17 protein-coding genes are annotated in these 11,587 nt (G+C 57.7%); 9 read left to right on the forward strand and 8 right to left on the reverse strand.

Going from position 1 to position 11,587, the window contains the following annotated elements; all coding sequences use genetic code 11:
• Positions 1-97: 97 nt before the first annotated feature.
• The 4 genes from nadC to FNT36_RS13145 all read left to right on the forward strand — a co-directional run bounded on the left by nadC (position 98) and on the right by FNT36_RS13145 (position 2,975).
• Positions 98-967: a carboxylating nicotinate-nucleotide diphosphorylase gene (gene nadC, locus FNT36_RS13130; protein WP_144848315.1), complete on the forward strand. Its 870-nt coding sequence runs from the start codon at positions 98-100 to the stop codon at positions 965-967.
• Positions 968-1,068: 101 nt separating this feature from the next.
• Positions 1,069-1,695, forward strand: a complete 627-nt coding sequence (locus FNT36_RS13135; protein ID WP_144848317.1) for a YcxB family protein — start codon at positions 1,069-1,071, stop codon at positions 1,693-1,695.
• Between the two features lie 46 nt (positions 1,696-1,741).
• Positions 1,742-2,101: a hypothetical protein gene (locus FNT36_RS13140; protein WP_144848319.1), complete on the forward strand. Its 360-nt coding sequence runs from the start codon at positions 1,742-1,744 to the stop codon at positions 2,099-2,101.
• A 130-nt stretch (positions 2,102-2,231) separates the two neighbouring features.
• Complete coding sequence (locus tag FNT36_RS13145) at positions 2,232-2,975, forward strand: ZIP family metal transporter (protein ID WP_144848321.1); 744 nt, start codon at positions 2,232-2,234, stop codon at positions 2,973-2,975.
• 15 nt (positions 2,976-2,990) lie between these two features.
• Here FNT36_RS13145 and FNT36_RS13150 read toward each other — a convergent pair whose 3' ends face one another.
• The 3 genes from FNT36_RS13150 to FNT36_RS13160 form a co-directional block, all read right to left on the reverse strand.
• The gene (locus FNT36_RS13150) at positions 2,991-3,317 is read right to left on the reverse strand and encodes a hypothetical protein (RefSeq protein WP_144848323.1); all 327 of its coding nucleotides are present in this window, start codon (positions 3,315-3,317) and stop codon (positions 2,991-2,993) included.
• Positions 3,318-3,398: 81 nt separating this feature from the next.
• Entirely contained in the window at positions 3,399-4,349 is a 951-nt protein-coding gene (locus FNT36_RS13155; protein WP_144848325.1) for a DnaJ C-terminal domain-containing protein, read from the reverse strand.
• Positions 4,350-4,441: 92 nt separating this feature from the next.
• Entirely contained in the window at positions 4,442-4,777 is a 336-nt protein-coding gene (locus FNT36_RS13160) for a DUF3140 domain-containing protein (RefSeq protein ID WP_144848327.1), read from the reverse strand.
• 189 nt (positions 4,778-4,966) lie between these two features.
• On the opposite strand from FNT36_RS13160, the gene FNT36_RS13165 reads away from it, so the two are divergent.
• Complete coding sequence (locus FNT36_RS13165) at positions 4,967-5,461, forward strand: DUF6799 domain-containing protein (protein ID WP_144848329.1); 495 nt, start codon at positions 4,967-4,969, stop codon at positions 5,459-5,461.
• Positions 5,462-5,537: 76 nt separating this feature from the next.
• Here FNT36_RS13165 and FNT36_RS13170 read toward each other — a convergent pair whose 3' ends face one another.
• Together FNT36_RS13170 and FNT36_RS13175 are read right to left on the reverse strand one after the other, a co-directional pair.
• The gene (locus FNT36_RS13170) at positions 5,538-5,741 is read right to left on the reverse strand and encodes a hypothetical protein (RefSeq protein ID WP_144848331.1); all 204 of its coding nucleotides are present in this window, start codon (positions 5,739-5,741) and stop codon (positions 5,538-5,540) included.
• Between the two features lie 43 nt (positions 5,742-5,784).
• Entirely contained in the window at positions 5,785-6,183 is a 399-nt protein-coding gene (locus FNT36_RS13175; protein WP_144848333.1) for a septal ring lytic transglycosylase RlpA family protein, read from the reverse strand.
• Positions 6,184-6,272: 89 nt separating this feature from the next.
• Between FNT36_RS13175 and FNT36_RS13180 the strand changes: the two genes are divergently transcribed.
• Complete coding sequence (locus tag FNT36_RS13180; RefSeq protein ID WP_144848335.1) at positions 6,273-6,506, forward strand: hypothetical protein; 234 nt, start codon at positions 6,273-6,275, stop codon at positions 6,504-6,506.
• Positions 6,507-6,516: 10 nt separating this feature from the next.
• Here the strand turns inward: FNT36_RS13180 and FNT36_RS13185 are convergent, their stop codons facing one another.
• Entirely contained in the window at positions 6,517-7,449 is a 933-nt protein-coding gene (locus FNT36_RS13185) for a glycoside hydrolase family 25 protein (RefSeq protein ID WP_144848338.1), read from the reverse strand.
• A gap of 120 nt (positions 7,450-7,569) precedes the next feature.
• Here FNT36_RS13185 and FNT36_RS13190 point away from each other — a divergent pair, with 120 nt between their 5' ends.
• The 3 genes from FNT36_RS13190 to FNT36_RS13200 all read left to right on the forward strand — a co-directional run bounded on the left by FNT36_RS13190 (position 7,570) and on the right by FNT36_RS13200 (position 8,847).
• Positions 7,570-7,833 carry a VF530 family protein gene (locus tag FNT36_RS13190; protein WP_144848340.1) on the forward strand — a complete coding sequence of 88 codons (264 nt, stop codon included), beginning with the start codon at positions 7,570-7,572 and terminating at the stop codon, positions 7,831-7,833.
• 46 nt (positions 7,834-7,879) lie between these two features.
• Positions 7,880-8,206 (forward strand): hypothetical protein, encoded by a 327-nt coding sequence (locus FNT36_RS13195; RefSeq protein WP_144848342.1) that lies wholly within the window; start codon positions 7,880-7,882, stop codon positions 8,204-8,206.
• Between the two features lie 89 nt (positions 8,207-8,295).
• Complete coding sequence (locus FNT36_RS13200) at positions 8,296-8,847, forward strand: hypothetical protein (RefSeq protein WP_144848344.1); 552 nt, start codon at positions 8,296-8,298, stop codon at positions 8,845-8,847.
• Positions 8,848-8,987: 140 nt separating this feature from the next.
• Here the strand turns inward: FNT36_RS13200 and FNT36_RS13205 are convergent, their stop codons facing one another.
• Positions 8,988-9,368: an Hsp20/alpha crystallin family protein gene (locus FNT36_RS13205; RefSeq protein ID WP_144848346.1), complete on the reverse strand. Its 381-nt coding sequence runs from the start codon at positions 9,366-9,368 to the stop codon at positions 8,988-8,990.
• Between the two features lie 245 nt (positions 9,369-9,613).
• Positions 9,614-11,503, reverse strand: coding sequence for a BamA/TamA family outer membrane protein (locus FNT36_RS13210; RefSeq protein ID WP_144848348.1), 1,890 nt, complete (start codon positions 11,501-11,503; stop codon positions 9,614-9,616).
• Between the last annotated feature and the right edge of the window lie 84 nt (positions 11,504-11,587).

Genomic DNA, 11,587 nt, shown 5'->3' on the forward strand with positions numbered 1-11,587 from the left:
GGAGCTCGAACAGGTATGTTTGGGCTCCTTCCCAGTCTCTTTTAGAAGGTCTCGTAGAGGTTCGTATTGCAGGGTAGCCTAGGCGTACCTTTGCGGTGTGCAAACTGCCTTTCCCGCTCCGTATCTCACGCCCGAGGCGCTGACTACCTTCATCCGCACGGCGCTGGCTGAAGATGTAGGCGACGGCGACCATTCGTCGCTGGCTGCCATTCCAGCTACTGCCTACAACCGGGCGCACCTACTGGTGAAGGCCGAGGGTGTACTGGCCGGCGTAGCGCTGGCCCAGCTGATTTTCAAGGAAGTAGCCCCCGCGCTGCAAGTAAATGTGCTACTCGAAGATGGCGCCCGCGTGCGCCACGGCGATAAGGCATTTACAGTAGAAGGCCCGGCCCGTAGCATCCTCACCGCCGAGCGGCTGGTGCTCAACTGCATGCAGCGTATGAGCGGCATTGCTACCCACACGGCCCACCTCACCAGCCTGCTGGCCGGCACCAAGGCCCGCCTGCTCGATACCCGCAAAACGACGCCTAACTTCCGTATCTGCGAGAAGTGGGCGGTGCTTATCGGTGGCGGTGTCAACCACCGCTATGGGCTCTTCGACATGATTATGCTCAAGGATAACCACGTCGATTACGCTGGTGGTATCGCTCAGGCCGTGCAGGCCACGCATGCCTACTTGCAAAACACGGGGCGCCACCTGCCCATCGTGGTCGAAACCCGTACCCTAGGCGAGGTGCAGCAAGCCCTCGACGCCGGTGGCATCGACCGCATCATGCTCGACAACATGAGCCCCGAGCAACTGCGCGAGGCCGTGGCCCTAGTGGCTGGTCGCCTGCCCCTCGAAGCCAGCGGCGGCATCACCGAGCAAACCATTGCGGAAGTGGCCGCCACGGGCGTTGATTTTATTTCGGTTGGGGCGCTCACGCACTCAGCCGGCAGCCTCGATTTAAGTTTAAAAGCCTATTAGCGTAATGGTTAAGTGTTAATGGTTAATTGTCAATGAATATCTTGACGATTAAGCACTTTAGCAGTCATTAACAATTAACCATTAACACTTAACCATTAAAAATGAACCAACCCAACCAACGTGGCGGTGGCAGCGGCTACCGCCAGCAGCAGGTGCAGCAGCCCGCGCCCGGCACCATTAAAACCAAAAAATATCAGTTTGATACCAATGTCTACACCCGTATCGCGATGGGTGAGGTGTGGCGCAAGGAGTGGTGGTACGCCACTATTCCGTTTGCGGTAGGGCTGCTGCCGGCCATTATCTGGCACTCGTGGTGGTGGCTGTTGCTGAGCGTGGTGCTCACAGTTATTTATGTACTGCTGCGCTCAGCCCAGATTACAGGCATTACCCAAATGGAGCAAAGCAAGCCCCTGTTTGAGCGCATGAACTATGAGATGGACCAGCGCCAACTCATTATGCGCCAAAGTGAGCAGCGCGCCATGGCCCTGCCCTGGGACCAAATTGCGCGGGTGCGCCGCGAACCCGATGCGTATCTGTTGTACCTCAAAACGCCGGAGGAGGCATTTGCCGAACTGAGCCCCTGGCGGCAATGGCTGGCGCGCACGTTCGACGTGCCAGTGTTTTTACATTTGCCCTTGCGTTTGTTTAATAACGACAACGACCGTAAACTGTTCGATGCCCTGCTACGCCGCAAAAATTTGTTGGTCGATGGCGCACCAGCTGCGTAGAATATTTCCTGACCTAGATTAGAGTTTCAAGTTTATTTCCTGCTTTATGAAAAAGCCGCTTCTCCTGCTGGCCCCCGCTGCCTTGCTTTTCCTCGCCTCTTGCAGCAGCGAGCCGTCTGACTGGCGCCCCGAGCAAAAAGTGTCGCTCGATACGGTGCCCCCCGGCACCCGCGTAAGCGAAGACTACGACGACGATAAGACTCCCTCGCTCAGCGAAACAAAAGACCCTAAGCACGACCCTATTGGCGAACCAGCCAGCAAAGTGCTTCAAGGCAATTTGACCCGCCGCGCCGCACCCAAAGCTGGTGCCGTGATGAGTGCTGACACCAAGCCCGAGAACGCTGAGAAGAGCGTGAACAGCGGCACGTCATCGCAAGCTGAAAGCAACGAGAAGCACGGCGAATAGCCTGATTTGGGTACCTAGGGCAACCTGCTGGCCCAAGCCGCAGTTTATGCCGTATGTTCCGATACTGAAAGTGCAACAGTGTTGTAGAATGACTCACAACATTGTTGCACTTTCGTGTGTTTAGTCACTTATGTGGGTTGCTATTTTACTCTTGACCGCGACGGTGCTAGGGGCGGGCGCACTGGTAGGAGTAGTGCCTGCTACGCGCACTGCTCAGTGGCTCAAGCCAATGCTTGCTTTTAGCGGGGCTTATTTATTTGCGCTTACCATCACGCATTTGCTGCCCGAAGCCTTGGTGTTGCTGCCTGCGCATCCGCACCAGGTAGGCCACTGGGTGCTGGCTGGGTTCTTTGGGCAGCTCCTGCTAGAAGTATTTTCTGAAGGCATCGAACACGGCCACGTGCACGCACCGGGCGCGCAAGAGCGGGGCCACGTGCCGCTGCTCTTGCTAGGAGCGCTGGTGGTTCATTCGCTGCTCGAAGGCAGCATCCTCGTCAAAAGCGGAGCTAGCGGCGAGGTCGGCCGCAACTTCTACGCTGTAGTGCTAGGTGTGGCGCTGCACCACATTCCGGCGGCTGTGGCGCTGGCTACGTTGCTGCGCCTGCGGCTTGGCTCATTTGGGCGGGTGTGGCCGTGGCTACTGCTGTTTGCGCTGGCCTCACCAGTGGGGCTGCTTTTCAGTAACTACGTGGTGCTGCGCCAGCTATTGAGCGGCGAGGCCTACGCAGCACTGCTGGGCTTTGTAGCCGGCACTTTTCTGCACGTTTCGACCACCATCCTTTTCGAAACCAGCCCCGAGCATCGTCTCAACTGGCCTAAGCTGGGGGCCACCCTAGGAGGGCTGCTGCTGGCGCTAGGCGTCAGCAGCGCCTAGGCGTTTAGCCAGCGCCTACTCGTCGAGTAGGGGTCCGCCCCCTAGCAAAAACCGCTCGAGCTGCCGTGCCCGAGCCGTTTCGCGCGCCAAGGCCGCCTGCAGGCTCAGCACGCGCTGGCGCATCAGCATTACTACATCTATTGCCTCGGGGGCCAGCCCTAGGCCGTGGTGCAGACGTGCTAGGCGTGGCAGCAGTTCATCTGGTTCTTCTACCTCGATAGAGTCGGGCGCGGGCGCGGGCCTCAGTAGCCCTAGCTCTAAGAACTGACTTAGCTCGGCCCGGCCTAGCCCATAACGGGTATCCACTTCCTGAAAAGTGAGCACTAATACGTGGGTTTCCATAGCATCTACTAATTAATTGGTAGCTATTAATGACTGAGCTTGCGGTGCAAGGCCTTGACAATGAATAGCTAGTCGCTCAGGCTAAATCTCCTCGCCGCGTAGCTGAGCCAGCTGTTTGATAAGTTCTTTTTCCTGTTCGGTCAGGTTTTGCGGAAGCTGCACATTGAGGCGCAGGTATAGGTCACCAAATTTGCCTTCTTGGCGGTAGACTGGAAATCCTTTGCCGCGTAGTCGCAGCCGAGTACCATTGGCACTTTCGGGTTTGATGTTGATTTTGACTGTGCCACTCAGCGTTTCCACTGTTTGCGAGCCACCTAGTAGGGCGCGGTATAGGCTCACGGGCACATCCTGGGTTAGGTCGTCGCCGGTGCGCACGTAGCGCGCATCTGGCAAGACGCGGAGCGTAATGAGCAGCGAGCCATTGGGCCCCCCGTTGCGGCCCGGGCCGCCCTGGTCGCGTAGCCGGATGGTTTGGCCATCGGCCACGCCCGGGTGAATGGTCAGCCGCAGGTTTTTACCCTGCACTGTGATGGTGCGCGGCCCGCCGTGGTAGGCTTCCGCTAGCGTCAGCTCTAGCTCGGCCTGGTAGTCTTGGCCGGCGCCAGGGCGCGTGCTGCGGCCGCCGGCTCCGCCACCCATGCCTCCGAAGAGCGAACTGAAAAAGTCGGAAAAGTCCTCACCTTCTTCAAAAGATGCTCCGCCGCCAAAGCCACCAAAAGGGTTGCCGCCTTGGCCACCCTGGGCGTACTGGCTCCAGTCGAAGCCACCGGGGCCACGCCCAGTGCCGCCCGCACCCGCCTGCTCGTAGCGTTGGTAGTCGGCCCCAAACTGGTCGTACTTCCGGCGCTTCTCGGGGTCGGAGAGCACCTCATTAGCTTCGTTTACTTCCTTAAATTTTTGTTCGGCCGTTGTGTCGTTCGGATTTACATCGGGGTGGTGCTGCCGGGCAAGCTTGCGATAAGCCTTCTTTATCTGCTCGGCAGTGGCCGTTTTTTCGACTCCGAGTATTTTGTAATAATCCTTGTAGTCCATGGTGGATAATTATGAATTGTGAATCAAAAACCATGAGTTGTAGAAGCGCTCAGCGAGTGAGACACTTCTACCTCATAATTTTTAATTCATAATTACTTCAGTGGGTCGTGGCCCCAGTTCATGAGCGAGTAGCGCCAGCGCGAATGCTCGATATCGCCGTGCGGACGCTGCGCCGAGTGGCGGCTAACATACGAATGAACCTTGCGCATGTGAGCTTCGTCATCGGACGTTATATCGGCCTTCTTCTTGTGTAGAATGCGGATAATATGCTCGCCCGACTGGTGGCCAATGCTCTCACCCGAGCCGCTGTCTTGGCCTACTGATTTGGACTCATCAGTTTTCAGCCATTTTTCTAGCTCACTGGCCGTCATATTAACGTCGTGTTTAAAGTCGGCGTGGATGTCAGAAGAATCGTGGGCAGTGCTCATAAAAAGACAATAAAATGTGGAGAAAAGCGTAGGAATAATTGAACGCGTAAGTGCCGGTAAACGTTGGCTGCGGCAACTTCCGAGCTTAGTGCTAGATTTGTACTGCGGGAAGATTTCCTCTATTAGATTACTTGGCTTGGCACGATTTTTTTACTTATTTCTTACCTACCCTAACTTGTTTGTTATCAAATGAAAAATATAACCCGTATTCTGCTGGCTGCTACTGTGTTGCTAACGGTACAGGGCGCGCAAGCCCAGTCGCGGCCCGCACCGCGCCGCGCTGTAGCCCCTAAGGCCCGCCCTAAGGCTGGCGCAGGCATGATGAAAGATGGTGTGACGATGAAAGATGGGAAGTTGATTGCCACTGAAATGGGCATGACTAACCCTGTCACTGCTGATAAGACGCTGCGCAACGGCACGATTATCACTACAAACGGTGTAGTAACTGGCAAGGACGGCGCCACGACCCAACTGCACGAGGGCGACTATGTATCGCTGACTGGCCGCGTAGAAACCCGCGCCGAAATAGCTGCTCAAGACAGCATTCAGAAGCTGCAGGCCTACGACCTGAAGCACCCTGGCAAGCGCAAGGAAATGGAGAAAGCCCGCGAAAAAGCCGAGAAAGCCAAGGAAAAGGCCGATAAAGAAAAGGAAAAAGCCAAGGCTAAAGCCGCTAAGAAGTAACGGCTGCTTAGGTACTTAGCGTTGCGAGCCCGGCACCGACGCCACCCTAGGGTGGCGTCGGTGCCGGGCTCTGTTGTTAGCGGGCCGTGTAGTCGGCTAGAATAGCGAGCCCGGCTGCGTCGTCGTCAGCCTCCACTACCTCATCCATCACAAACTGGATTTCGTCGTCGGTCCAGCCTTGGGCTTCGGCTGCCTTCACGAAGCTAGCTAGCGCTGCGAAGCGCCCGCCGGCCGGAGCCGACCAAGTAAGTTTTTTGCGAATGTTTAACTGCTTGGCCATTACGTAGCAAAGGATAGAAATTTTAAAGGAAATTCAACAGGATTTAGCGCCCTGCTGCGGCGCGTACTACTTTGAGCTGCACGGGAGCTACGCCAGCATCGACGAGGCCAATTTTACGAGCCGCTTTTTTGGAGAGGTCCACGATGCGGCCTTTTACATGTGGGCCGCGGTCGTTGACAGTCACTTTCACCGAGCGGCCGGTGCGCGTGTTGGTGACGCGGATTTTAGTACCAAATGGCAGCGTATTGTGCGCCGCCGTGAGCTTGCTCGGGCGGTAGGGTGTGCCGCTGGCCGTGGGCCGGCCCCTAAATTTATCGGCGTAGTAGGAACCCTGCCCCGATTGCGTGAAAGTTGATTTGCTGCTGCCACAGGCACCGAGCACTAGGGTTAAGACGCTTAGTAGCAAAAAGCTAGTTCGGAAGGGCGCGGAGGATGAGTGCATAATTTAGGTATTCACTTGATTTTCATTGGCCATGCCAGAATAAAAGCTCACCTTGCTAGCGAAGTTTCACCTCATTCCATCTCAACAGCATGAACACTATTGGTAAACTTGTAGCGGGCCTCGCGTTGTCGGGCCTTTGTCTAACCGCCTACGCCCAAACTACTCCTATGCCGCAAGACCGCCCTATGGCGGAGGGCAAGATGATGGACGGCAAAATGAAGGATGGTAAGATGAAAGGCAAAATGCACAAAGACAAAATGGGCGATGGCAAAATGATGAAGAAAGACAAGATGAAAGGCGATAAAATGGCGCCTAAAATGTAGCTCTGGGTCTTCAGGCCACCTTAATCGCCCGGCCCGGTAGCTTATGTGAGCTGCGGGGCCGGGCGTTTTTTGTTGGGCGTAGAGCGGGCTTGGTTGGTGAGGCGGGGCTGGTGGCGCGCGGCAGTGGCCGCACACGCAGGTCTTGCAAGGCCTCGTAGCTGCCCTGAAAAACGTTGAAATCGACGGTGCCACGAATGCCGGGCACATAGGCTTCGTCGGAGTGCTGCCAGATTATCCAGCGGGTGGCGGGTAGGGTAGGGCGGGCCACCTCGTAGTGCGCCAGCCACAGCGGAAAATCGTCGAAGTGCCCAGCTAGATAGCGCTTATAAAACCCGTAGTTACTGTATAAAATGGGCCGCACGCCGTAGTGCGCCTCCACCAGTTCGAGCCACTGGCGCACCTCGCGGCGCAGCTCGGCCACGTCGTGAAAGCGCGTGGCCTCAACATCGAGCACAGGCGGCAGGTCACCGCTGGCCAAGGGTACTAGCTTTATAAACAGTGCGGCCTGTACGGCTCCGTCGCGGTTGGGCTGAAAGTAGTGGTAGGCGCCGCTCAAAATGCCCGCCGCCCGCGCCTGGCGCCAGTTGCGGGCAAAGCGTGCGTCGCGCATGGTAGCACCCTCGCTAGCCTTGATGAAAGCAAAGCGCACGCGGTGGCGTGCCACTTCGGGCCAGTCAATACGGCCTTGGTAAGCAGATACATCGATGCCGTGCACCGAGTAGCCAGCCAGCAGTGGCGTCTTCTCGCGGCCCGTGAGGTAGCGGCTAGTGAGCGTGGCCCAGGTGTGCCGCACATAGCGATTGAACTGGCGCTGGTGGCGGTAGTACAGCGTGCCCGCGCCCAGCAGCCCCAAGAGCAGCCCGGCTAATACCCAGCGCCGCCACGGCCGCCGCGGGCGCGGGGGCGAGGCAGGTAAGCGTTTAGGCACGGCAACAGGCGACATAGGCAGGGGGAGGCGGCCAAAAATAACGCACGCCGCGGCGGTAGCGTATGCCCCGGCGGCACTTGGCAACGCGCCTAGGTCGTTATTTTGTTCTTTCTTCTGCGTTATCCTTCTCTTCTTATGCCTTCCGAAGCCCGCGACGAATCTGGCCACCTTATCCGCGAGCTGCACGGTGTAACGCTGGCTAGTCTGCTCGACTACCTGGTGGCGCACTATGGCTTTGCGGGCCTCGATGAGCGCTTGAAGCTCAATTGCTTTGCCGTGAACCCAAGCGTGAAGTCGAGCCTCACTTTCCTGCGCCGCACGCCCTGGGCGCGGGCCAAGGTGGAAGAACTATACGTGCGCCTGCGCACCGCCGAAATTTTGGGCCGGCCTCGGCCCTAGGCGGCTTTTTTGGCGCCTATCTTCGCCTCTCAAACCTAGGCGGTCAATGGCTGAAATTCGTGAAAAATCGGGGCCGCTGGCCCTGCTGTTGGGCTTCGGGTTATTTATAGCCTTCGAGGTTGTCACCTATTACGTGCTGCGCTACCTCACGGCGGGCCTAGGCGAGCGCGACCAGTTCCAAACAGAGCGCAACACCATCGTTAGCAATTGGGTAAAGACGATGGCTTTCTTCGTCATGCACTTAGCCCTGGTAATCGGAGCGGTCTTGGTACTCAGCAATCGCCTGCCGCGCCGCTACCGCGGGCAGTTGATGGGCTGGTTTTACCTAAGCCTGCTCATGAGTTTTGTATTGCTGATACCGCTGTTTTCGTAGGTCGCCCAGGAATTGGCAAGGAATTTTCTAGCCATTATCCGCCACTTATGAGCTGCTGATTTTATTTCCTGCTTTATTTCCTCACGCTGATGCGCTCCGTTCTTCTCGTGGGTTTCTTGCTAGCCTTTGCCGTGGCCGCGCAAGCCCAAAACGCTGTAGTGGCCAGCGCCTTCGGGCTGCGGCCGAGCGCTGGCAATGGTCAGCACACCGTCGAGCTAGGCGCTAGCAAAAGTCAGGTTATCAAAGTGCTTGGTCCACCCACCAAAACTAGCCGCTTCTACTCCGATATAGATGAGAAGTGGTGGCCCTTGCTGCACTACGGTAGCAATAAGCTCTACTTTGATAATAACCAGCTAGCGCTGGTCGAGCTAAAAGATGCGCGCCTAACGGTAGGCAAGCCAGGCGCTTCCAGCTTCCGGGTGGGCTCGGTACTACCTAGGGCCACTGCCAAGCCGACGTTAGCCTTCGGTAATTTCAAAGTAGAGCGCAAGCCGGGTAAGTCGCGCAACTTGAGCTACAGCGCCATCAGCCACGGCTATATGAAGACTGAAAAAGGCGAAGGACTCGATGTGCTATACGAGATACAGTACGACCAGCAAGGGCGCGTCACCCACATCGTGCTTGATTCAACCTACGACTAACCTAGGGGCTTGAAAATAACAAAGCCACCGTTCATCACGGTGGCTCTCAAGAGGGTGAAACCAGGCGGCCGGTCGGTCCCGGCCATATCGCAGGTGGCTAAGTGGCCGGTCGGTCCCGGCCGTATCAACAAGCCCGGCGCTTAGCTCGGGCGAATATCAATCTCGCGCTGCTGGTTGGCGTCTTTGAACGGAATGGCCACGCGCAACTCCCCATTTTCGTGGGTGGCGTTGATGCTGGTCAGGTCCAGGTTGGCCGGCAGATTAAGCTTCTGCACAAACAGCGGGGCAGCTAGCTGGTCTTCGGGCTGGTGGCGGAACTCGCCGTAGACGGTCAGGTTGTCATTGTTGAGCACCACGTGAAACTGCTCGGCGGCTACGCTAGGCATAGCCACATGCAGCACCACGCCCTTCGGGCGCTGGTTGACATGCAACTTGGGTTGGGCCACGCCCCCTCCAATAGTGTTGAGCAGGTCGAGCTGAGGAGCGATGTTGCGGATAAATTCGCGGCTGATAAGTTTCATAGGATAGTAGCCATTATAGCTGGCTTCGGTGGGTATAAATCAAACCCCGTACCAACTTGCAAATATCGGCCAGTCAGCTATTTATGTGACAAATTGGCCTGTCTAATAAATTCTGCATGCCGACTAAATGACACCTTGGCCGAATAGCCGCCGATGTGGCAGAGTGCAGCAGTATAACTCAAAAGTTGAGGCTAAAACTCTTGCAAAGGGGGAGTCTATATCTCCAGATTCTAGCTCCTGCCTTCTCAAAAGCGGCTCGTCAGGCCGAAGTGAATTTTAGACGAACTGAGCCCTAGCTGCTGCCCGGCAAACGACGACCGGCCCACCGAATACACGAATTGGAACAACCCCGCCGCCGTGCGAAAACTAATGCCAGCTCCTAGGCCAGTGGGCTGGTCCAAAGACGACCCTAGAGTAACGTCGCTCTGATAAGCCTTTAACACGGCTTGGTCGGCAAACACAAATACGTAGCCCTCGGCCCCGGTAAACTGCCGAAATTCGACTGTGCCCACGCCGTAGGCATTAGTGTAAAACTGATTTTCACTAAAGCCTCGCAACGAGTTCAAGCCCCCAAGGCGAAACAGGTCGTTCAGGAAAAACTGCTGGTTGAACAAGCCCTCGCCACGTAGCCGGGCCAGCACCACGCTTTGGCGCCCTAGGGCCCAGTAGCGCTCGACGCGCGCACTAAATGTGTACTGCGTAGTGTGCCGCGCCACGCCAGTGTACAGCGCCTCACTGATGTTGGCATTCTGGCGAATGGTCTTGGTGCCAGCGCCGCCCTGCACCGCCACAAAGCTGCCGCGGTGCGGAAAGTAGAGGTCGTCGAGGTTGGTGCGGGCGTAGGCCAGCCCATACGAGCTGGCTTCCGAGTCGATGTAATCGGGTAGGGTAGTGGTGAGCCGGGTATAGGCCACGCTATCGAGCAACAGCCGCGAGCTGCGCTGCTCGGCAAAAAATGTGAGCCGCCCCGCCCGCGCCGTGGGGTACGTGACCTGAATGCGGGGCCTGATGGTAAGAAACGCCCCCGTTTGCCGATAGAGATTGAAGGTGGCGCCGACCTCTAGCGGCGACCCAAAGAAATTGGGATGCAAGTAGTTGCCATCTAGCGACTGCGTCAGGGCGTCAACTTTACGCCATTGCAGGCCGATTTGCTTGCCGCCACCGCGCAGGTTGCGCAAGTTGATGTTGACATCACCCGTAAACTGCACGCCGCCCGTGGTGCCCGTGTTAGGCAGCAGGCCCACAATGGCGTCGAACTGATTGGCTGAGCGCTCGTCGAGCAGCAAGTACACCCGCGCCCGGCCTCGGGCAAAGCGCACTTCGGGCTCGGCCCGTAGGCGCACGTAGGGCAGCTGGCGCAGCAGCACGGCCGCGGCATCTACGCGCTGCTGGCTGTAGGGCGCACCCGGAAAAATCTGTAAATATTTGGTTAGAAAGCGCTTCTTGGTCTTGCTAGAGCCAATAATCTGGATGGAGTCGAATATTACGGCTGGGCCGCGCTTCAGCACCACGCGCCCCGCAATATCCTGGCCATCGAGCCGCACCGAGTCGAGGCCCACCGTAGCGAAGGGGTAGCCCTGGTTTTCGGCTTCCGTTAGAATACGCTCTTGCAAGGCTGCCCAGTCGGCCGGGTGCCAGGGCGCGTGCCGAAAAAACTTTTCGCGGTAGCCCGCCCGGGTCAGCAGACCATCGCCTAGGTTGCCGTTGCGCAGGTAGGCCCAGTGAAACTGCTCGCCCACGTAGAGCTGCGCCCGCACCGTGTCGCGGCCCCAGCGCATCTTATCGGCCGAAGCCAGCAGGTAGGCATCGGCCTGCAAGGCCAGCACCAGGTCGCGCACCGTGCGCAGGGCCGTGAGCGAGTCGGCCACCGTAGCTGGCAGGTGGTAGCGGCGCACCCGAGCCCGCCCGCTGGGGTCAGTTTCTACGAGTAGCACTCGGCTGCGCCCCGCGCGCCGCGCCGTAGTAACCTGGGCGCTGGTTTTGGTGGGGGCGGGGGGGAGGGGCGGCGATGCTAGCCCCGGCGCCGTAGGTACGGCCACGCCCGACCCGCTATCGGGCACCTGGGCACTCGCCGGCCGAGCCAGCCAGCCTAGGCCCAGCCAGCAGCCCCACAAGACGAGTAGACGGACGTACATTCGGGGTGGCAAACGCTGAATGGAATTTTTAATTTCGAGCCCGTTGTTTTTACCTATTCAAAAAAGCTATCGAAAATACGCCCC

It is taken from the genome of Hymenobacter setariae, from assembly GCF_007713685.1.
In the GTDB taxonomy this organism is placed as follows: Bacteria; Bacteroidota; Bacteroidia; order Cytophagales; family Hymenobacteraceae; genus Hymenobacter; species Hymenobacter setariae.